At 67.1% G+C, this 21296-nt stretch carries 19 protein-coding genes, 2 tRNA genes and 1 riboswitch; of the genes, 17 read left to right on the forward strand and 4 right to left on the reverse strand.

Annotated features, from left to right (window positions below):
• The first annotated feature begins 9 nt into the window (after positions 1–9).
• The 11 genes from NGK70_RS10460 (at position 10) to NGK70_RS10510 (ending at position 11007) form a co-directional block, all read left to right on the forward strand.
• Positions 10–543, forward strand: a complete 534-nt coding sequence (locus tag NGK70_RS10460; RefSeq protein ID WP_251973165.1) for a DUF934 domain-containing protein — start codon at positions 10–12, stop codon at positions 541–543.
• Positions 540–1319 carry a phosphoadenylyl-sulfate reductase gene (locus NGK70_RS10465; protein ID WP_251973166.1) on the forward strand — a complete coding sequence of 260 codons (780 nt, stop codon included), beginning with the start codon at positions 540–542 and terminating at the stop codon, positions 1317–1319. Before NGK70_RS10460 ends, NGK70_RS10465 begins: the two co-directional genes overlap by 4 nt.
• A gap of 28 nt (positions 1320–1347) precedes the next feature.
• The gene (gene cysD / locus NGK70_RS10470; RefSeq protein ID WP_251973167.1) at positions 1348–2319 is read left to right on the forward strand and encodes a sulfate adenylyltransferase subunit CysD; all 972 of its coding nucleotides are present in this window, start codon (positions 1348–1350) and stop codon (positions 2317–2319) included.
• Positions 2320–2420: 101 nt separating this feature from the next.
• Entirely contained in the window at positions 2421–3749 is a 1329-nt protein-coding gene (locus tag NGK70_RS10475) for a sulfate adenylyltransferase subunit 1 (protein WP_251973168.1), read from the forward strand.
• Positions 3750–3824: 75 nt separating this feature from the next.
• Positions 3825–4577, forward strand: coding sequence for a uroporphyrinogen-III C-methyltransferase (gene cobA / locus NGK70_RS10480; RefSeq protein WP_251973169.1), 753 nt, complete (start codon positions 3825–3827; stop codon positions 4575–4577).
• Between the two features lie 164 nt (positions 4578–4741).
• Positions 4742–5065, forward strand: a complete 324-nt coding sequence (gene fdxA / locus NGK70_RS10485; protein ID WP_251973170.1) for a ferredoxin FdxA — start codon at positions 4742–4744, stop codon at positions 5063–5065.
• Positions 5066–5102: 37 nt separating this feature from the next.
• The gene (locus NGK70_RS10490) at positions 5103–6209 is read left to right on the forward strand and encodes an NAD(P)/FAD-dependent oxidoreductase (protein WP_251973171.1); all 1107 of its coding nucleotides are present in this window, start codon (positions 5103–5105) and stop codon (positions 6207–6209) included.
• Between the two features lie 34 nt (positions 6210–6243).
• A riboswitch (TPP riboswitch) is annotated at positions 6244–6349 on the forward strand.
• Positions 6350–6486: 137 nt separating this feature from the next.
• Complete coding sequence (locus NGK70_RS10495; protein WP_251973172.1) at positions 6487–8661, forward strand: TonB-dependent siderophore receptor; 2175 nt, start codon at positions 6487–6489, stop codon at positions 8659–8661.
• Between the two features lie 71 nt (positions 8662–8732).
• A tRNA-Asn gene (locus tag NGK70_RS10500) sits at positions 8733–8808 on the forward strand.
• 114 nt (positions 8809–8922) lie between these two features.
• Positions 8923–8998: transfer RNA gene (locus NGK70_RS10505), tRNA-Asn, on the forward strand.
• A gap of 641 nt (positions 8999–9639) precedes the next feature.
• Positions 9640–11007 (forward strand): hypothetical protein, encoded by a 1368-nt coding sequence (locus NGK70_RS10510; RefSeq protein WP_251973173.1) that lies wholly within the window; start codon positions 9640–9642, stop codon positions 11005–11007.
• A gap of 4 nt (positions 11008–11011) precedes the next feature.
• On the opposite strand, the gene NGK70_RS10515 is transcribed toward NGK70_RS10510, so the two are convergent.
• Positions 11012–12766 (reverse strand): hypothetical protein, encoded by a 1755-nt coding sequence (locus NGK70_RS10515; protein ID WP_251973174.1) that lies wholly within the window; start codon positions 12764–12766, stop codon positions 11012–11014.
• The gene (locus tag NGK70_RS10520) at positions 12763–14724 is read right to left on the reverse strand and encodes a hypothetical protein (protein WP_251973175.1); all 1962 of its coding nucleotides are present in this window, start codon (positions 14722–14724) and stop codon (positions 12763–12765) included. Before NGK70_RS10520 ends, NGK70_RS10515 begins: the two co-directional genes overlap by 4 nt.
• 146 nt (positions 14725–14870) lie before the next feature.
• Here NGK70_RS10520 and NGK70_RS10525 point away from each other — a divergent pair, with 146 nt between their 5' ends.
• From NGK70_RS10525 to NGK70_RS10550, 6 genes are all read left to right on the forward strand, one after another.
• A complete protein-coding gene (locus NGK70_RS10525) occupies positions 14871–15239 on the forward strand; it encodes a hypothetical protein (RefSeq protein ID WP_251973176.1) in 369 nt (122 codons plus the stop codon).
• Positions 15240–15551: 312 nt separating this feature from the next.
• Entirely contained in the window at positions 15552–16145 is a 594-nt protein-coding gene (locus NGK70_RS10530) for a DUF6088 family protein (protein WP_251973177.1), read from the forward strand.
• Positions 16138–16512, forward strand: a complete 375-nt coding sequence (locus NGK70_RS10535; protein WP_251973178.1) for an AbrB family transcriptional regulator — start codon at positions 16138–16140, stop codon at positions 16510–16512. Before NGK70_RS10530 ends, NGK70_RS10535 begins: the two co-directional genes overlap by 8 nt.
• A 46-nt stretch (positions 16513–16558) precedes the next feature.
• On the forward strand, positions 16559–16798 hold the full coding sequence (locus tag NGK70_RS10540) for a plasmid stabilization protein (RefSeq protein WP_251973179.1): 240 nt from the start codon (positions 16559–16561) through the stop codon (positions 16796–16798).
• A gap of 51 nt (positions 16799–16849) precedes the next feature.
• On the forward strand, positions 16850–17992 hold the full coding sequence (locus NGK70_RS10545; RefSeq protein ID WP_251973180.1) for an XRE family transcriptional regulator: 1143 nt from the start codon (positions 16850–16852) through the stop codon (positions 17990–17992).
• On the forward strand, positions 17989–18489 hold the full coding sequence (locus NGK70_RS10550) for a DUF4411 family protein (protein WP_251973181.1): 501 nt from the start codon (positions 17989–17991) through the stop codon (positions 18487–18489). Before NGK70_RS10545 ends, NGK70_RS10550 begins: the two co-directional genes overlap by 4 nt.
• Before the next feature lie 337 nt (positions 18490–18826).
• On the opposite strand, the gene NGK70_RS10555 is transcribed toward NGK70_RS10550, so the two are convergent.
• On the reverse strand, positions 18827–19837 hold the full coding sequence (locus tag NGK70_RS10555; RefSeq protein WP_251973182.1) for an AraC family transcriptional regulator: 1011 nt from the start codon (positions 19835–19837) through the stop codon (positions 18827–18829).
• 54 nt (positions 19838–19891) lie between these two features.
• The gene (locus NGK70_RS10560) at positions 19892–21079 is read right to left on the reverse strand and encodes a serine hydrolase domain-containing protein (RefSeq protein ID WP_251973183.1); all 1188 of its coding nucleotides are present in this window, start codon (positions 21077–21079) and stop codon (positions 19892–19894) included.
• Positions 21080–21296 lie beyond the last annotated feature (217 nt).

Here is a 21296-nt window from a genome sequence, read left to right on the forward strand (position 1 = left end):
GACCCCATCATGAAGTTCATCGACACCCACCACGACGCCTGGCACACCGCCGGGGGCGAAGACGGCCCGATCCCGCACCCCGCGGCGAAGGAAGGCCTGCTGTTGACGCTGGAGCAGTGGCATGCCGTGCGCGAGACCTGGCCTGCCGGGCTGCGCACCGGTGTCACGCTGGCCAACACCGTGGACATCGAGACCCTGGAGGCGGACCTGCCGCGCCTGTCGCTGGTGGCCCTGCAGTTTCCGAAGTGGATCGACGGCCGCGCCTACAGCCAGGCCCATGTGCTGCGCGTGCGCCTGGGCTACCGCGGCGAGGTCCGCGCCACCGGCGACGTGCTGGTGGACATGCTGCCGCTGCTGCAGCGCACCGGCTTCGACGCGGTGCAGCTGCGACGCGACCAGTCGGTGGACGCGGCCGAGAGGGCACTGGGGTTCTTTGCCGGGCATTACCAGCGCGATGCGCTGGAGCGCCGCCCGCTGTTCGCCCGCCCGGCCGAGGAGGCCATGCGCGAAGCCGAGTTCCTGCAGGAAGGAGCCTCCATATGAGCGCCATCGGGTTGTACGCCCGTGCCACCGCCGGCTTCGACGATCGCCTGGCCACGACGTTGCAGATCCTGCGCGACGCTGCCGCAGCCCACCCCGGCCGCATCGTGCTGGCCACCAGTCTGGGGGCTGAAGACCAGGTGCTGACCGACCTGATCGTGCGCCACGGACTGCCGATCGCCATCGGCACGCTGGAAACCGGCGCCCTGCACCCGCAGACCGCCGAGCTGATCGGCCGCACCGAAGCCCGGTATGCCGACCAGGGCCTGAAGATCGAGGTCTATCGGCCGAAAACCGAGGCCGTGATCGAATTTGTACGGAACAACGGCGAGCGGGCGATGTACGAGAGCATCGACCTGCGCAAGGCCTGCTGCGGCATCCGCAAGCTGGAGCCGCTGGCGCGCATGCTGGCCGAGCGCAGCGCCTGGGTGACCGGCCTGCGCCGCGAGCAGAGCGACGCGCGCGGCGTGGTCGCCGCCCTGGGCACCGACGACCAGGGCCGTGTCAAGGTGAACGCCCTGGTGGACTGGACCTGGGCCGACGTGTGGCACTACATCAGCACTTTCGAAGTGCCCTACAACCCGCTGCACGACGAATTCATGCCCAGCATCGGCTGCGCGCCCTGCACCCGCGCCATCGCGGTGGGCGAACCCTTCCGCGCCGGGCGCTGGTGGTGGGAGGACGAGAAGGCCAAGGAGTGCGGACTGCATGTGTCCCAGGCCCCTGCCGCCGGTGCTTCCGCTGACCTGCCCGCTGTCTCCGCCCTGCCCCCTCGCTGAGCCGAGCCCAACCCATCTCACCCTCGCCATGAACGCCCCCATGTCCCTGACGAACCTGCTCCCCGAGGTGGACCACCGCCACCTCGATGCCCTGGAAGAAGAGGCCATCTTCATCCTGCGTGAAGTCGCCGGCGCCTTCGAGCGCCCTGGCCTGCTGTTCTCCAGCGGCAAGGACTCCTGCGTCGTCCTGCACCTGGCCGAGAAGGCCTTCAAGCGCAAGATCAGCCAGGAGGGTGAACGCCCGCGCTTTGCCGGCAAGCTGCCCTTCCCGCTGGTGCACGTGGACACCGGCCACAACTTTCCGGAGGTCACCCGCTTCCGTGACGAGCGCGTCGCCGAGATGGGCGAGCGCCTGATCGTCGGCCACCTGGAGGATTCGATCCGCAATGGCACGATCCGCCTGGCCCACCCGCTGGAGTCGCGCAACGGCCACCAGACGGTGACGCTGCTGGAGACCATCGAAGAGCACCGCTTCGACTGCATGATCGGCGGCGCCCGGCGTGACGAGGAGAAGGCGCGTGCCAAGGAGCGCATCTTCAGCCACCGCGACGCCTTCGGCCAGTGGCAGCCCAAGGAGCAACGCCCCGAGCTGTGGACACTGTTCAACACCCGCATCAAGCCGGGCGAACACTTCCGCGCCTTCCCGATCAGCAACTGGACAGAGCTGGACGTGTGGCTGTACATCGCCCGCGAGAACATCCCGCTGCCCAGCATCTACTACACCCACAAGCGCGAGATCTACCGCAAGAAGGGTCTGCTGGTGCCGGTGACCGAGGTGACGCCGCCGGAGGCCGACGACCTGATCGAGACGGTGGACGTGCGCTTCCGCACCGTGGGCGACATGACCTGCACCTGCCCGGTGGAAAGCCTAGCCAGCACCACCGCCGACATCGTCGCCGAGACGCTGCAGGTCACCGTGAGCGAGCGCGGTGCCACCCGCATGGACGACCGCACCTCCGAGGCCTCGATGGAGCGCCGCAAGAAAGAAGGCTATTTCTGAGCCCCCACGCTCACTGGCGCTCGCTGCCCCCCGAGGGGGCGCATGCAGCGGACCGGCAAAGCCGGATCCACGCATGACCTCGATGAATACGGATTTCAGCCATGACCATTGAACACCTCGACGCCGGCGAAGAGCTGGCCCACAAGGCGCTGCGCTTCCTGACCGCCGGCAGCGTCGACGACGGCAAGAGCACGCTGATCGGCCGCCTGCTGTTCGACAGCCGCGGCATCCTGGCCGACAAGCTCGATGCGCTGGAGAAGCGCGCCGCGGGTGCCCCGATCGACCTGTCGCTGCTGACCGACGGTCTGGAGGCCGAGCGCGAGCAGGGCATCACCATCGACGTGGCCTACCAGTACTTCGCGACCAAGAAGCGCAAGTTCATCATCGCCGACGCCCCGGGCCACGAGCAGTACACCCGCAACATGGTGACCGCTGCCGCCGGCAGCGACGCCGCCGTGGTGCTGGTGGACATCACCAAGCTGGACGTGTCCGCCGCCGACGTGCCGCTGCTGCCGCAGACGCGACGCCACAGCCTGCTGGCGCGCCTGCTGCGCGTGCCCACCCTCGTGTTTGCCGTCAACAAGCTGGACGCGATCACCGAGAACACCCAGGCTGCGTTCGAGAACGTGGCCCGCGCGTTGACCAAGTTCGCCGACGAGGCGGGCATCGTCGTCAAGGGCATCGTCCCGGTGTCCGCCCTGCGCGGCGACAACGTGGCGACGCCCTCGGCCAACTGGACCTGGTACAGCGGCCCGACGCTGCTGCAGATCCTGGAAGGCCTGCCCGTCACCGACGAGGCGCACGACGGCAACCTGCTCGTCCCTGTCCAGTACGTGGCGCGGGATGAAGGCATGGGCACCGGCCACCAGCACCGCGTGATGTGGGGCCGCATCGCCCACGGCAGCGTCCAGGCCGGTGACACGGTGCAGATCTTCCCCAGCGGCGAGACCGCCATCGTGGCCGCCGTGCGCCACGCGGGCTCCGACGTGGACCGCTGCACCGCCGGCCAGTCCGCCGGCATCGTGCTGGACCGCCAGGTGGACGTGTCGCGCGGCGACTGGATCTTCACCCCCGGCAGCGCCAGCGTGAAGCAGGAGTTCGCGGCCACCCTGGCCTGGCTGGACACCGAGCCCGCCGTGATCGGCCGCAAGTACTGGCTGCGCCACGGCAACCGTTGGGTGCAGGCGCGCATCACCTCGATCGACCACCGGCTGGACATCCACTCGCTGGAAGAAGTCGATGCCCACCAGCTCGGCGTCAACGAGATCGGCCGGGTGCAACTGCAGACCCAGCAGCCGCTGCCGGTGGAGAACTACGCCGCCAACCGCGCTGCCGGGGCGCTGATCGTGGTCGACCCCACCACCAACCGCACCAGCGGCGCCCTGTTGGTGGGCGATGCGGCGGGCGGGACGACGCGGCGCGCGGCCTGAGACCAAGCTTGAGATCGATCAAGATGGTTGACTGGCGCTGTCGGAAATCGGCCCTCCTCAGGGCATGATCACGCGATGGCCACCGTCATCTTCATCGGCGCCGGACCCGGCGCCACCGATCTCATCACCCTGCGCGGCGCCCGCTGGCTCGGCAAAGCCGATGTGGTGCTGTTCGATGCCCTCACTGACCCGGAACTGCGCGACATGGCGCCCCACGCCGAATGGATCGATGTCGGCAAACGCGGTTATGCCCATGCGATGGCACAGGAGCGCATCAATGCCCTCCTGGTGGAGCATGGCAGCCGCAGCGACATCGCGGTGGTCGCCCGCCTCAAGGGCGGCGACCCCAACCTGTTCGGCCGACTGGAGGAGGAGCTGATCGCCCTCGACCAGGCCGGCATCTCCTGCGAGGTGGTGCCCGGCGTGACCTCTGCCATCGCCGCAGCGGCGGGGACCCACCGGCCGCTGACGCGCCGGGGGGTGGGCCGCAGCGTGAGCTTCGCCACCGCCATGACCCGCTCCGGCGAGGTCCAGGGCTGCCGCAGTGCCGACACCGAGGTGTTCTACATGGCCGGCCAGAAGCTGGCGATCCTGGCCGAGCAGCTGCTGCAGGTCGGCTGGCCGGTCGACACGGCGGTGCTGCTGGTGTCCGACGCCGGCACTCGCCAGGAGCAGGCCAGCGAGACCTCGGTGGGCCGCCTGGCGTCTGCGGGAGAACGGCACGCGGGCCGACCGACGGTGGTGATCGTGGGGGCCGGTGCGCGGCCGGTGCTGGCCCGCGATGCCGTGGTCGGCAACCTGCTGCCTCCCAGTGGTGCGGCAGCTTGATCCCTGTCATGTGAACACCGGCGCAGAGTCCGTCCCGTCGCCTTGCCCTTTGACCGTCACGTCCCTTCCGGACCTTTAAAATTCACAAGTTTTGTCCGCAGCGGCCCGCAACCGGCGTGGCGCGGCAGGCAGTCGGTTTCACTTTCACTTTCACGCTCATTCCCATGACTCACGTCGTCCTCGAAGCCTGCATCCGCTGCAAGTACACCGACTGTGTGGACGTCTGCCCCGTCGACTGCTTCCGCGAAGGCCCCAACTTCCTCGCCATCGATCCGGACGAGTGCATCGACTGCGCCGTCTGCATCCCCGAATGCCCGGTGGGCGCCATCCTGCCGGAGGAGGATGTGCCGGCCGACCAGCAGAACTACATCGCGCTCAACGCCGAACTGGCCAAGGGCTGGCCGAGCATCACCAAACGCAAGGACCCGCTGCCCGACCACGCCGAGTGGAAGGACCGCACCGGCAAACTCGGCGAACTCAAGCGTTGAAGCACTGATCCCCCAGCCTCTGGCAGCCTTGGCGCCCGTGGACCCGTCCAGCGACGCCACCGTGGTCGAAACCGACGCGGTGGTCATCGGCGCCGGTCCGGTGGGGCTGTGGCAGGTGTTCCAGTGCGGCCTGCTCGGCCTGCGCTGCCATGTCGTGGACGTGCTGCCGGAAGTGGGCGGCCAGTGCATCGAGCTCTACGCCGACAAGCTGCTCTACGACATCCCCGGCCTGCCGCCCACCTGCGGCCGCGACTTTGCCGCCCAGCTGCAGCAGCAGGTGCAGCCCTTCGAGCCGGTGTTCCACCTGGGTTGCCAGGTCACCGCACTCACCCGGCAGGCCGACGGCCGCTTCGACCTCTCCACCAGCGGCTGCAGCCAGGTGCTGCGCTGCCGGCATGTGTTCATTGCCGCAGGGGTCGGCGCCTTCCTGCCGCGCAAGCTGACCCTGGCCGGGCTGGACCGGTACGCGCCTGCGTCGGTCACCTACCACCAGCTGCCCACCGACGGTGTGAGCGGCCGCCACGTCGTGATCGTCGGGGGTGAAGACGCCGCCCTGCAGATGGCGGTGGACCTGGCCTCCGGCAGCGACGGCCGCAGCGACAACGACCGCCCCGCCTCGGTCACGCTGCTGCACCGCCGCGACCAGTTCAGCAGCGACGACGGCATCCTGCTTGCCCGCTTCGACCTGCTGCGGCGCAGCGGCTTGCTGCAGGTCTGCATCGGTCAACCGGTGGAGCCGGTTGAATCGGATGGGCCTGGCGGCCCCGTGCTGGCGGGCCTGCGCATCGCACCGCCGGAAGGCGACGAGTTCACCTTGCCGCTGGACCGGCTGATCGTCTGCCTCGGCCTCAGCCCGCGGCTGGGCCCCATCGCCGACTGGGGCCTGGTGATGGAGCGCAAACAGCTGACGGTGGACACCGCCCGCTTCGAGACCTCGGTGCCCGGCATCCATGCGGTGGGCGACGTGGTCACCTACCCCGGCAAACGCAAGCTCATCGCCTGCGGCTTCCACGAAGCCATCCTGGCCGCCTTCGCCGCCGCCGAGCGCGACCGCGGCGGCCCGGTGCCGCTGGAATACACCACCAGCAGCAAGACCCTTCAGGGTCGCCTGGGTGTACGGGATTCCGTAACAAACGCGTCATAATCACGCCCGGCCTGCAGAGATCCCTCTCGTGCAGGCCATCCGCTAGGGGTGTTGCGGCGACCACCGGTTGCTGCGACTGAGAAAGTCCCTTTGAACCTGATTGAGGTAATCCTCGCGCAGGGAAGCATCTGTCGACGCCGCAGCCCCTCCCTCGGGCCTGCGCGGTCCACGGACCGCCGACCTGCCATCGCACGCTGCATTCACGATGGCACATCCGCTCCTGAACCTTTTTTCCCATCCTTCCCACCCGGGCGATCTCCCTTGCCCGCTTCGCGCCATGGCGTACGCCGCGCTGCTGGCCTGCGCCGGCCCGGCCATGGCCCAGACGACTTCACCGGCCACACAGGCCACACTGGCTCCCCAGGCCTCAACTGCAGCGCCAGTGCCGCAGGCCGCCCTTGACACCGTCACCATCACCGGCCGCAACAGCGCACCGGCCGTCTCCGGCTTTGGTGACCAGCCGCTGGCCACCACGCCGATCTCGGCCAGCCGCTACGGCGAAGCCGAACTGGCGGAGCAAGGCGTCACCCGCCTGTCCGGCCTCACCGGGCTGAACGCCTCGGTCAGCGACGCCTACAACACCACCGGCTACTGGGACTACCTCACGGTGCGCGGCTTCCTGCTCGACAACCGCTTCAACTACCGCCGCGACGGCCTGCCGGTCAACGCCGAAACCAGCCTGCCGCTGGCCAACAAGTCCGGCGTCGAACTGCTGCGCGGCAGCAGCGGCATCCAGGCCGGCACCAGCGCACCGGGCGGCCTGGTCAACCTGCTGGTCAAGCGGCCGGACCGCGACCTCACCCGCTTCCACCTCGGCTGGGCCGAGGGCGGTCGCGTCGGCGCCCAGGCGGACGTCTCGCGCCGGCTGGGCGAGGCCGGCGAATTCGGCCTGCGCGGCAACCTGCTGGTCGAACGCCTGGACACCCCCACACAAAACACCCGCGGCCAGCGCCACGTCGCCGCCCTGGCGGCCGACTGGCGCGGCCCGGGCGGCAGCCTGCTGGAGGCCGAAGTCGAACACAGCCGCCAGCGCCAGCCCAGCGTGCCGGGCTTCAGCATGCTCGGGAACAGCATCCCCTCCCCGGCCGATCCGCGCATCAACCTCAACAACCAGGCCTGGTCGCAGCCGGTGCTGCTGCAGGGCGACACCGCCTCGCTGCGCTGGACCCAGCCGCTGGAGGCGGGCTGGAAGTTCGTCGCTCACGGCATGACCCAGCGGCTGAAAAACGACGACCGCATCGCCTTCCCCTACGGCCTCTTCGACGCCAACTACAACTGCAACCCCTGCGACCGCTACGCCGCCAACGGTGACCTGACCCTGTGGGACTTCCGCAGCGAGAACGAACGCCGCCGCAGCGACGCGCTGGACCTGGGCGTGCAAGGCAAGGCCCAGCTGGCCGGCCTGCCGCACCAACTGGCCGGCGGGCTGCTCCTGACCCGGTACCAGCAGCGCATGCAGCCGCAGGTCTACGACATCGCAGGCACCGGCAACGCAAGTGGCGCCATCCAGGTCACCACCACCGCCACCGTCAACGACCAGAACACGAACCGCGACGAGCGCAGCAGCGAGTTCTACCTGCGCGACGCCATCCGCCTGGCCCCGCAGTGGCAGGCCTGGCTGGGCCTGCGCCTCACCCGGCTGCAGCGCGAAAGCGTGCGTACCGACGGCAGCCGCGCCAGCGACTACAGCGACAGCTTCACCACCCCCTGGCTGGCCCTGAGCCACGAGTGGGCGCCGCAGCACATCGTCTTCGCCAGCTGGGGCCGGGGCGCGGAATCGGATGTCGCACCCAACCGCACCTACGTCGTCAACCGCGGGGAAGCCGTGCTCGCACGCAGCCGCCAGTGGGAGATCGGTGCCAAGGGCACCCAGCGCCAGCGCAACTGGAGCCTCACCTACTTCGACATCCAGCGCGCCCAGACCGCCAACCTGGGATCGGCCTGCTCATCCTCGACGGCCGATTCCTGCACCTTCACCTTCGACGGCGTGGCCCACCACCGCGGCCTGGAAGGTGAACTCAGCCAGCAGTTCGGCCCCCTGCGCCTGGAAGGCAGCGCCCTGCTGCTGCGCGCCCGCCGCGAAGGCAGCGCCAACGCCGCCGTCAACGGCCAGCGCCCGCCCAACGTACCGGAATACACCGCCAAGGCCGGCGCCAGCTACACCGTCGCCAGCCTGCCCGGCCTGACCCTGGGCGCCGCTGCCGTGCACGAAGGCGGCCGCACCCTGCTGCCCACCGACGGCCAACTGCGCATCCCCGCCTGGACCCGCCTGGACGCCAACGCCCAATGGCAGCAAGCCCTGGCCGACCAGCGCCGCCTGACCTGGAGCGCCGGCATCACCAACCTCGCCAACCGCCGCGCCTGGCGCGACGCGCCCTACCAGTTCGAACACATCTACCTCTTCCCCCTGCCCGAACGCAGCCTGCGCCTGGGCCTGCAGATCGACCTGTGACCATCCGGCCACGCAGCACTTGCGAGGCCCCGGAAAACTCCACTAGAATCGCTGTCTAAGCAAACAGCTGATCCCCGATAGCTCAGTCGGTAGAGCGCCGGACTGTTAATCCGTAGGTCCCTGGTTCGAGCCCAGGTCGGGGAGCCAGATTCAAAAATCGAAGAAGGCCCAGAAGCGCAAGCAACTGGGTCTTCTCTTTCCTGAAGCCCAGCGCCCGCCGGCGCGGCTTCAACCCAGAAGTACCGATCAGCACACAGCTGTTCCCCGATAGCTCAGTCGGTAGAGCGCCGGACTGTTAATCCGTAGGTCCCTGGTTCGAGCCCAGGTCGGGGAGCCAAAACTCCAAGCAAAACAACGGCTTAGACGCGCAGGCGTCTAGGCCGTTTTTGCTTCTGGTCCCTTTCCGGCCTGCGGAGCGGGCCGGACGGTGGTTGGCGGGTGGCTGTGGGGCATGCGGAAGTGGTTGTCGCGCTTGGGAAATCGGCGGCGTGGGTCGGGCGGCCTACGGAGTGCGGGTGATGGCGCTCGCGGATTGACGGTGGTGATGATGGGCTGTGGGGTGTCGCTCGAAGGCAACTGGGGCGGCGAGATCGACGCCTTCGTCACCAGCAAGCTGGCGACTGCCAGCGGCCACATCGCCTTCCAGGCGCTTGCGATGCGGGCAGTCTGGACCGGTGGCAGACCGGAAGACTGGGGCTCGTACCCAGCAGTCGTCACTGCTCCCTGCACACTTCTTCGGCCGCGGCGGCAGTGGTGTGGACCCTTTCGACCCAGACTCGCTGTGTCGCCTGCGGACTGAAAGCACCCACTCAAGCGCAAGGCCCTGGGTAGCCACTTTCGTTGGCACCGGACGTTGGCTTTGGCCTGACTGACAGGTCACGATCTGTAGACTGACTGACCGCTTGATTGAGGCGCGGTCACTTGGCAACACACCACGACGCTTTCAGCGTCGCGGACTACCCACGGACCATCCGTTGAGTGAGCTCCAAAGTGCAGGACATCAAACGTACGCGCTTCGAAGCGCTTGCAGCCTATTGCCGACAGCCGGCTGCGCTCCTCGCTGCCCAGGAGGTTCGATGGCTGCAGGCCTACGAGGAGTCCATCCTGATCGTCGTCATTCGCGACATCGCCGACGGTGACTTCTCGGCCATGCTTCTGGCTCGTGATCTGAAGGAGCGATATAGATGGGTCGAGATGACCGGGTTCTTCGACAGCGTCGAGGAGACGCTTGCTGCGGCCCCCGATCGCATCGAGAAGATCTACGCCGACTTCGGAAAGCAGCGCGCTCAGGGAGATGAGAAGGGGGGGCCGGTTGACTTTTTCACGCCGGTAGTCCCCGAGGCTAGACTCAACCGTGACTTTGCAACTGTGACATCTTCCGAGGGCTACTCGCCGGCCGTCGAACTGATCAAGCCGATGATGCGCTGGTATGAAGACGCCGATGGAAACTTCGTCGAGCAGTTTCAGACGACGGGCTTCGACACTCGCCTGTGGGAACTCTATATGTTCGCTGCGCTGGTGGAGACGGGCTACGTCCTCGATCGGAAGATTGCAATGCCTGACTTCTGCAGTCGCAATGCGTTCGGTGAGCTGTGCATCGAGGCCACGACCGTCAATCCGACCCGCACGCCGACGGGCGATCTCGTCCCGCCTCCGCCGCTGGACACGCCCAAGCAGATGGAAGCGTTCCTGCGGCACTACATGCCGACACGCTACGCCGGCCCGCTGACGACGAAGCTCGGCAAGAAGTACTGGGAGAGGGACCACGTAAAGGGGCGCCCTCTAGCGTTTGCCATTCAAGACTTCCACGCGCCGAACTCCATGGTCTTGAGCCGGACCGCGCTGCCCATCTACCTCTACGGCAGGGTTTGGGATTGGCGCAGGGACGCACAAGGCAAGCTTGTTATCGTCCCACAAAGGATTGAAGAGCACGTCTGGGGTCAGACCAAGCGCGTTCAGTCCGGGTTCTTCTCGCTGCCCGGAGCAGAGAACGTCAGCGCGGTGATCGCGAACGCGAGCGCCACGATCTCGAAGTTCAATCGCATGGGGCTGCTTGCAGGCTTTGGCTCCAATCGCGTCCGCATGGTTAGGGAGGGGACGGCGGCCAATCCGGATCCGAATTCCGTGGCTCCACAAGTCTTTGTCCACGACGTCAACTCGCCGGACTACAGCGAGACTTGGATCGAGGGCATGGACGTCTTCCACAATCCTCACGCCCTGCACCCGCTAGATCCGGAGATGTTGCCTGGAGCTGCTCATCATCGGCTCGACGACGAGGGCCAATTGGTCTCGCTCATCCCGAGGTGGCAACCCTTTGGTTCCGTGACGCGGATCTCACTAGCATGAGGACCTAAGGGGAAGTCGGGGCTTCCTCGCTGGCATCTGCTTCCGTAGGTGTTGGCGCGTCACTGAGGTGGTACCACATCGATGCGGGCACTGGCGTGCGGAAGTGCCTGCACGCGATGAAGTCTAGCGGCCACAAACCTACTGCCAAGGCCGGCGAGTCCTCTTCCCATCGCAGGCGCCCGGTCGCGTTGAACTGCGCAATGCGGTCGCGGAGGGCCTGCGCAGACGCTGCCAGTGCATAGGGCGCCTCGGTGCTGCCGCTGCCCTGGTGCGCCGGTTCGAAGTACCACTTCGTGGCCCAGCCGGCCGTGGGATGCCAGAGCTGGCTGCCGACGTCGGGAAAAGCCGTGGCGTGGCATTCGGCGAGTTCCTCGTACGCCTCATCCTGGCCCAGCATCACGCACCATGACCCCATGGTTGCCAACAACCAGGAATGGAGGCGCATGAGGCCCTTGAACTCGTCGCTGCCACGGACGTCCAGTTCGACAAGATCGTCGAATGAATCCGTGCCCACCGGGAACATTCGGCCGTAGATGAAGGCGAATTTCAGGCGTCCGGTGATGTCGGTGGTCCACCAGCGCGCGAGGTCATGTTGCCCCGTTTGGAGGAATAGCACCAGGGCTAGGCAGATATCGATGACCTGCGAATCAAGGCGCGGGGAAGCGGCCGCCTCGTGGTTGCGCAGCAGAGCGGCAAGCGCATTGGAGAATTCGCCGGCACGTGCCCTCCACGCGTCGTCCTGCCCCGGCTCCATCAAGGCGGCCGACAGTCCGATCGAAGCCAGGAGGCCGACCTGCTCGAGCAGCAGCACCGAGTACTCGGCACCTTCCCTCGTGTATCCCGACAGGCCATCCTTGACGCGAAGGTGCGCAGCCACCGCGTCGTAGTAGCGGCTGGCCGCTTGCAGGTATGAGCGCCAGATCTCCCGGATCACCTCCTGGATTTCCTGCCGCTCTTGCAGAGATTGCAGGACTGCACGGTGGAAGCACCATAGCAAGGTGCGCTCCATCACCCACAGGGCCTGGCGCCGCTCGCCCTCGCCGTCGACCCAGTGCGAGCACACAAGCGCGGCCAGGTGCACCCGGCGCAGCGCCTTGAGAAGCGCCGGGACCGCTTGCTGGCCGCCTGACTCGGTTAGTTGGCCATCGGGCGCGATGCCCAACTGGCGAAGCATCAGTCGGCAGAGGTGGTCGAACCGGTAGTCGCTGTCGGCGCCCATCACCAACGCCTTGCGAAGGTCGGCGCGGTCCTGGCCGTCGAATAGGTGTTCGTTCAGCAGGTGGGCCTCGACAAGGTCGGCCACCTTGTCGGCGCCCCAAAACTCGAATCGGAGTTGGGGATGGCGAGTGGCGAAGCCGGCCCAGTTGGGCTGCACTTCTTGGCCGAGGTCACCCGTGGTCGCCACCACGATGACCTTGCGGTGGTCCTTGTACTCGGGCGGAACGTGGCTGGCGAGCCAGACATCGATGATCTCGTCCATGCTCTCGCGGACGGCGTTGGGATCCCCGGTCCATGTGCGCCTGCCGATGTCGCCCTGTTTGATGACGAAGAGAAGCAACTCATCGACGCTGTCTGTAGCGGACCGGCCCGCCGCCGGGAAGTCCACACCGAACTGGCGCACGCCGGCCTTGGGCTTGACCAGGGGCACGTATCCCATCTGCGCCAACAACTCGGGCAACAGTCGGTCGAACTCGTCGCGCTCACGCAGCGTACGCAGGTAATGCGACAACGCCAGGCGCATCGGATTGCCAGCGTTCATGTTGAGCCCCGCTTGGTCGTGCGAAGTTGGAGCCGCCGGTATGCATTGCCCAAGGGATCGAGTACCTCGCGCCGGGGCATCTCGAACGACACCGAGTGCGAGGCGAAGTGCATGGGTTCGGACCAGGCCTCGCCCATGTGCTGGAAGCTGGTCTCGCCGGCCTTGATGTGTATCTGAGTCGCGAGTTGCGCAATGACTGACTGCTTCTGTGCCTCGCGCATCGAACGTTGCATCACCTTGGAGCGGGCCTTCGCGAAGTCGCGGCGCAGGGTCATGGGCACTTCGAGCTCGCGCAGGCGCGGTAGCGCCTGCAGCGCCGCCATGTCGGCCTCCAGTCGCGCCGCGATGCCACCAAGCAGTTCCTTGATGTCGGCGTCCGTTTCCTGCCCGGCCCGCTTCCGCAACACGTCGCTGGTGGTTCTAGGGTGGTCGTAGCCGAGTTGCTCGTACAGCAGCCAGCGCAGCAGGGGGAACACGCGGGCGTTGGCGTTGCGCAACTTCAGCAACGACAGTGAGAGCGAGAGCATCTGCTTGGCCTCAATCAGGAAGCCGAGCATCCGCTTGACCAGGTACAGGAGGTCCGCCTCCGTGGCAGTGTCGAGCACCGCCGGATCGAACTCGATCGCTATGTCGCCGTCGACTCGGGCGTTCGAAACCATGCCGGCCGCGGCATTTGCCGTCGCCTGGCCATCGGCAAGCATCCAACGAGTAAACACACGGGACAGCAGTAGCTGATGCGACAGCATCGCCCGCGTGCAGGCATCGAAACGGTCCGCGAATTCGCACTTGCCTTTTGTCGAGCCGAGGTGGGCGCGGACCCAGGCTTCGAGGAACTCAAGCACGGACTCGACGTGCGCCGAGTCAGGGCGCAAGAGCCTCGAGAGGCTGAAGTCCAGGTCGTCGATCGCACGCTCGGACCCTTCACCCAGCCCGACGCACAGCTGGAGCCATTCGAAGAAGATGCCCGCCTGCAGCAAGGCGTCGTCGTTGTGCCAAAGGGCTTGCGCTACGTAGCCGGCTGCCTCTTGGTCGCCGGAGGTAATGCGTCCCCGCAGGCCCTCGTCAAAAGCGCGTCGCAGATGGAGAACTGCACTGGCTGCGCGCAGGCCAGCGCGGCGTTGTACTGCGTCCTCACCGTTGATCCGGCGCAGGATGGGCGCTTCCAGCGCAGGCGCGAGGTCCGCTAAGAGGCTGGGCTCCGCGAGCATCCGACCAGCAATCCAACAGGTGACCGCGTGCACCGCCGCGAGACCGGATTGTGTGTCTGCTTCGAGTAGACGGGTGACAGAGGCGTGCTGGTCCGCGGAGAACCACGCCATCCAGGCCGCACCCAGCAGGTCACCACGCGTATGGTGCGGCTCGTCCAGCAGCATCTCGACCATGTGTCGTGCGGAGGCAGGCTTGCTACCGAACCAACTAGACAGGGCATGGTAGAAGGCGCCGCCGGCCAGATCGTTCGTCGTGTGCGGTCTCTCGGCGTCGCAAAGCGTGATCACGTCGATGAGGTCGACGGTCTCAAGGTATGGCAGGGTCGCCTCGACCAAATGGAGGGCTTCGAAAACATCCCTCGGGCTAGTGATCCGTGACGTCGCGATCCGCAGAACACTCGCCGACGAGTGAACGGCTGCCAAAAACCTGCCGCTGGCCATGTCGGCGTTGCCGATCTCGCGGCGCCAAAGGTCCCTGGCCATGGTCCACAGTGCCTGCTCGTCGAAAGGAGGATCTCCCAGTCTGGCCAAGGCATCGGCGGCCGCCGCCGCATTACGATCTTCCAAGCTAGCGAAACGCAACACGCCACCTTTGACCGACGCACCTAGTGCGATCGAGGTATCCAACTGCGTGTCGGCCGGGATCTCGATCTCAAGCCCGCCCCGGTCTGCTGTCAGCAGCTGCAGTGCCAGTGTTCCAACCGTGATGGCGCGCTGCGGCGTGACCTCGGCTTCGTTCAGTGTGGTCATGGTTGTTTGAAATCCTAGCGTAGCGCCACATGCGTCATCGAGCAGTTGTTAGCGAGCAATAGAAGAATGGCGACAACCGCTGCACAGTCTTCCTTCCCTCTCTGCCGAACATGCCCATGAGCCCCCCACCCCCGGAGCCCATGCCCATGACCGCCCAAGACCTCACCGACAAGGCTCGCCCGCACGTCATCGAACCGCACGACACCGAGGCGATCAACCAGTGGCTGGCGGCCGTGCGTCTGGACGCGGCATTGACCCAGCCCACCGCCTTCCGGCTGGCGCAGGTGCTGGCCGCGCAGAAGTCGCCCGCGATCTCCCTGACCGCGGAGATCCGCCGCCAGCTCGGGCGCGACCCTGCCGAGTGGGAAGAAGACCTGGCCGACCTCTACCGCCGCGGCCTGCTGGCCATGTGGCAGAGCCTGGGCTCACCCTGGCTGGTCATGCTCATGCGCGGCGGGCCCGGCAAGGCGCACGCCCGTGCCGCGGCCCACGGATCCGCCCACGCCCCGGCCTGACCGACCGCCTGGGCGCCACAGCCCGCCCCCTCAACCGCATGTCATCACCCTGACCCAGCCTGGCCACGCCAGGAACAGGGCCTCCCCCGGCCGGGAGCACAAGAGTCTTTGGCTACGTTGTTGGGCTCGATAAATCGTCAGCGTCGCACCTTGCACCCTGTGCACCCTCCAGCCGCCGTGGCCCCGCCGGGCCCCGGCGGCTGCTCTTTTTCTTGCCGTCACAGTACCCATTCCTGGTCACGAAGCTGCGCACGATGTCAGAAACTTCAGTATATTTCTGACAAATCCAGACTTCATCCTTGGCACCTCGTCATGACGCTGCCCGAACACATCCTCCAGCACGCCCAGTCCCTCCCTGAGGGCGGTGTGCTGTCGCCCCGGGAGTTCCTGCACCTGGGCAGCCGGGCCGCGGTGGATCAGGCCCTGTCGCGGCTGGTCAAGGCTGGCAAGCTGCTGCGTGTCGCGCGGGGCAGCTACACGGCCCCCGTGTCCAGCCGCTTCGGCAGCCGTGCCCCGGCCCCTCGAAGCGTGGTCGAGGCGCTGGCCGCGCGCACGGGCGAGGCTGTGGTGGCGCATGGCGCTGCATCGGCCAACGCACTGGGCCTGACCCAGCAGGTGCCGATCCGTGAGGTCTACCTGACCACCGGTCGCACCCGCAAGCTCCAGGTCGGTCGATCGGAAGTCATCGTCCGCCAGGCGCCGCGCTGGATGTTCACGCTGGGTGCCCGGCCGGCGGGTGCGGCGGTCCGTGCATTGGCCTGGCTGGGTAGGGACCATGTGCAGGCATCGATCGAGAAGCTGCACCGCAGCCTGCCGGCCGAGGAGTGGCAGGCCTTGGCCAGCCAACAGGCCAGCCTGCCGACGTGGATGGCCGTGGCCATCGGCCGGGAGGCGCTGCGTGGCTGAGGCGTTCTTCGGCGGCATGCCGCTCAGTTGCCTGCAGCGAGTGAGGGATCTTCCGTACAGTCCAGGCATCCGCAAGGAGGTGCACATGCCTCACATCCATGTCGTCGCGACACTGACCTCGAATGGCCAGGTTCCCGGGAACAAGGTCGCCATTGAACTGCTGGACCCGCAGGTGATTGTGCATCGGGTGGCATCCGATGTTGACGAACACCCGCTCACGGGCAGTCTGTTGGCTGAGCTAGCCGAGGACATCCGGCAGGGGCGCCACATCGGCTCCCTGCCGAAAGAACTGGCTGAGTCGATGGTGGCGCAGTTGAACGGGATCGTGGACCTCGATGCCGACATCAGCGGTAGCGTTGCGTTGTGATGCGACACGATTGCACGGGATCTGCAACCACTTGACCCACAGCACCATGTTCACCCCCTCGGCCAGCCTCTGCGAGTTCCAGCGCGACCCGATGTCCACGGTCGCAGCCGGGGGCGGGTTGCCGGTGGCCATCCTCCACCGCAACGAGCCGATCTTCTATTGCGTGCCGGCTGCAGTATGGGATGCCTTGCTGGAGCGAGTGGACGATCTCGAATCGAACGCCCTCGCCGATGTCCGCCTGGCCGCCGGTGAGCATCCTGTGAAGGTGTCGCTCGACGACCTGTGACGCACAGGAGCGGAGGGCTTATGCCGCCCACCTTGCCCTTAAGATGACTGGATGGCTCACGCTCACGCCCACATCAACCCAGCGATGATCCGCTGGGCGCGTGATCGCGTCGGCCTGGACGCGAGCGAGGCAGCGGCCGCTGCCGGCGTGAAGCCGGAGCAGTTCCAGCGCTGGGAAGAAGGCGACACCCAACCGACCTTCAGGCAAGCCCAGCTGCTGGCCCAGGCACTGCACACCCCGTTCGGCTTCTTCTTCCTGAAAGAGGCTCCGGCGGAAGTCCCGCTGCTGCCAGACCTGCGCACCGTCGGTGGCACCCCGGTCGGCAAGCCCAGCGTCAACCTCGCCGAGACCGTGCGCCACGCGCTGCAGCGGCAGGCCTGGTTCGTCGACTACCTCCAGGAGCAGGGTGCAGAGCCGTTGCCCTTCGTTGGCCGCTTCACCATGGCCAGCCATCCGGTGCAGGTGGCCCAGGACATCCGCGACGTGCTGGGCGTGGATGTCGAGCACGGCCAGCGCAGCTGGGAAACCTACTACCGGGAGCTGATCGAGGCGGCCGAGCGCGTCGGCGTGCTAGTGATGCGCAGCGGGATCGTCGGCAACAACACCCACCGCAAGCTGGACGTCGGCGAGTTCCGCGGCTTCGCCATCAGCCACCCGCTGGCGCCGGTCGTGTTCATCAACTCCTCGGACGCGCCGTCGGCCCGGCTGTTCACGCTGTTGCATGAGCTCGCCCACATCTGGCTGGGCAGCAGCGGGATCTCCAACGCGGCACCGGGCAACACGCGCCGCGAGGAGGTCGCCTGCAACGCCGTGGCGGGCGAGTTCCTGGCGCCGTCCCAGTTGTTCGCCCAGCTGTGGGCCTCGGGACCTCAGGACCTGAGTGCGCGTGTGGCTGAGCTGGCCCACCGCTTCCACGTCAGCCGCTTTGTGGTCATCCGCCGTGCCCTGGACCTGGGCCTGGTTGATCGGGAGGTCTACGCAGCCTTCTACCGCGCCGAGCTGGATGCCTTTCAGGCGGCAGGTGGTGGCGGTGGCAGCTTCTATCGCAACGCTGGGGCCAAGAACAGCGCCCGCTTCGCACGTGCCGTCATCGCCGAGGCCTTCAGCGGTCGCCTGCTGCTGCGCGATGCTGGCCGGCTGCTGGGCGTCCAGCCCTCCAAGATCCGCGACTTTGCAGGGCAGCTCGGCGCATGATCTATCTGCTGGACGCGAACACGCTGATCGAGGCGAAGAACCGCTACTACCGCATGACCGTCTGTCCGGCGTACTGGAGCTGGATTCAGCGCAGCCAGGGTGCCGGGGTCGTGGCGAGCATCGAGCCTGTGGGCGATGAACTCAGGCGCGGCCATGACGAACTCGCCGAGTGGGCCAAGGATCAAGACGGCCTGTTCCTGTCTGTCTCTGAAGATGACACTCAGCAAGCCTTCGGCGCTGTCGCCGCACACGTGGCGGCTCAAGCAGGCGAGATGAAGGCGGGCGCCCTGGAAGAGTTCCTGGCCGGCGCCGACCCCTGGCTGATCGCCAAGGCGATGGCGCTGAAGGACGCGGTAGTCATCACGCACGAGCAGTTCAACCTGCAGATGCGGCGGAAGTACAGCATCCCCAACGTCTGCCAGCATTTCGGCGTGCTGTGGATCGACACGTTCGAACTGCTCAGCCGGACCGATGCGCGGTTCGTGCTGGCCGACTGATCTCAGGCACCAGTGCTGCGCGACCGTGTCCTAGGTGAGGGGCTCCGGTCTTTGCCCGGTCCTTTCAGCGCTGCATGGTCACCATCCGGCCCGCTTTGGCGGCCCATGCCGACGTGTCGGCGCGGTGTCTGTTGCCTTCGTTTTCAAGCACTTAGGCGTGATCAACCGTTCCCGCCGGCCGTCTGCGCTCAGGACTGTTAATCCGTAGGCCCCTGGTTCGAACCCAGGTCGGGGAGCCAAAACTCCAAGCAAAACAACGGCTTAGCCGCGCAGGCGCCTAGGCCGTCTTTTTTGCTTCTGGTCTCTTTCCGGCCTGGGGAGTGGGTGCACATCGGCCTCACCGTCGCGCCAGCGTCGCGGAGGGCAACTCGCCGAAGCGCTGCCGATAGCTTGCCGCGAACAATCCAAGGTTGACATAGCCCCAGGCCTCGGCGACCTCACGCACGGCCGTGCCCGGCGGCGCGACCAAGAGCTCGGCCCGCACGCCGTTGAAGCGGGCCTCGCGCAGGGCCTGCATCGGCGTGCAGTCCCGATACTCGCGAAAGGCGGCACTGAGCGTGCGCACGCTCACCCCGGCGCTGCGCGCCAGCTCGCTCAAGGTCGGGACCTCCCACCCATGTTCGCGCATGTAGTGCTCGGCGGCCAGCACATGGCGGGGTGCCAGGCGGTGCAGTGTCGGTGGCTGCGGATGCTCCAGCTGCTGCCGCCAGAGCGTCAGCAGGTGCAGGCCGATCATCTCCTCCAGATGGCGTCCGAACGGGCCGTGCTCGACGGCCTCGGGCATTTCGGTGATGCACCGGCAGACGTAGGTCAGCAGGCTGATCCAGCTCGACTGCGCACCGCCGAAGCGGAAGGGCTGCGCCCACATGCGCTCGTCGGCCGGCTGGCCGAACCAGCGCTCGTGAAGCGCGGCCATGGCGTCGTGGTGGAAGGTCAGGTTCACCTGCAGGTGGTCGGGGTCGGCATCGAGCCCGTAGTGCGCGCGCGAGTTGTCAACCAGGAAGGCCTCGCCGATGCCGGTGTCGCTGTACCCGCGCCCGCCCGACCAATGCCGGATCGCGCCGCGCAGTGTCGTCAGCACCATGCCGGTTCCGGCCTCGGCCGAGAAGCCGGTCAGGTGCACGGGGATGCCATAGCTGAAACGGCTGAGGGTGAGGTGCCCGATGCGGATGGCGTCAAGCACCGAGTCGGGCTGCCGGAACGAGCCCACCGGCGCTGCGTCGTAGGGCATGTAGACCTGGCGGCACCAGTGCTGCACCTGGTCCCAGTCGGTCGAGGCCACCAGGCGGTGGCGCGTGCTGGGTGCTCCGGCAGCATCGGTGACCAGCACGTTTCGGATCGCTTCCATCTCGGGGCCTCCTGCACTGGGCGGTTGCCCCGAGGGGCGCTGGCTCAAGCTCGCTCAGCGGTGATGGTAGATCGCCGTCTCGAACTCCACAAAGCCCGGGTACGCCGCCGCATCCTGGAAGGGCAGGATCTGCGTGGCCCAGTAGCCGCCGATGCCGCTGGCGCGGTCGATCCAGTAGAAGCAATTGGCCAGGCCGGCCCACATGAGGGCGTTCGCGGGGCGACCGGACGGCGTGCGCTCCCGATTGGTCATCCAGGTGTAGGCCCAGCCCTTGGGCGTGCCGGCGAAGAACTCGCCGCTGTTGCTGAGCGAGGGGATCGAGGTGGTCCAGGCCCCCGCCGACAGGCCCATGGCCGCCAACCCGTCGCGGCTCATGGCCTCGACCGTTTCCGTCTGCAGGACGCGGCCGTGCGGCCCGGCGCCGTCGTTGAGGATCATGCGGATGAACTTCATGTACTCGCCCACGGTGGCATACAAGCCGTGGCCACCCATGTCCATCGATGGCGGATCGGGCAGCGCCAACTCGGGCAGCGGCGTGAGCTTGCCGTCGGCGGCGCGGTCGTGGATCGTCACCCGGCGCTGGCGCATGGATTCCGTCAGACCGAAGCCGATGTCCTTCATGTCCAGTGGTCCGAAGATGCGCTCGGCCATCACGGCGCCGAGGCGTTGGCCGCGTAGCTGCTCCACGATGCGGCCCAGCCAGTCGATGTTGACGCCGTAGGTCCAGGCGGCGCCCGGCTCGTGCAGCAGCACGGTGCGGATCGAGTCGAAGTTGCAGGCCACCACCGTCGGGATGCCGCGGGCGGTGCGGTACTTCAGGTCGTCGGCACTGAAGAATTCGTAGCACAGCCCGGAGGTGTGCAGCATCAGGTCGTTGATCGTGATCGGCCGCTTCGGTGGCCGGGTGCGGGGCTGGCCCGCGTCGTCGAAGCCCTCCAGCACCTGCAGCTCGTCGATCTCGGGCAGGTACTTGCCGGCGGGATCGTCCAGCCGGAGCCGGCCTTCCTCGACCAACTGCATCGCGCAGACGCCGGTGAGGGCCTTGGTGGTCGAGAAGATCGCGAACACGGAGTCGGTGGTCATGGGCCGGTCCTGCCCGAGCTCACGCGTGCCAGCGGCGCCCTCGTAGAAGTTGCCCTGGCGGTCGGTGGCCATGGCCACCACGCCCGGTGCGCCGCCATGGCGACCGGTGGTCTGTGTCAGCACGGCGTCGAGCGCGAGCCGAGTTGTCGAATGTGACATCGTTGTCTCCGGTTGTGGTGCCCGCCGCCTCGCAACCTGTGAGCCGCCGGCCAGAACGAATCTAGGCGGGCACACCGTGTGGACCTGTCTGCATCTGGCTGTTCCCTGTCTGAGGCCGGCAGATAGTTGCTTCATCTCTCGGCAGGAGTGACACCCCCTGTGCTCCTTTCAAACTTCGCCATTCAACAGGACCATGCAGGCATCCCGGAGCCCATGC

Origin of the sequence: Sphaerotilus microaerophilus, assembly GCF_023734135.1 — a bacterium.
Taxonomy (GTDB): domain Bacteria; phylum Pseudomonadota; class Gammaproteobacteria; order Burkholderiales; family Burkholderiaceae_C; genus Sphaerotilus; species Sphaerotilus microaerophilus.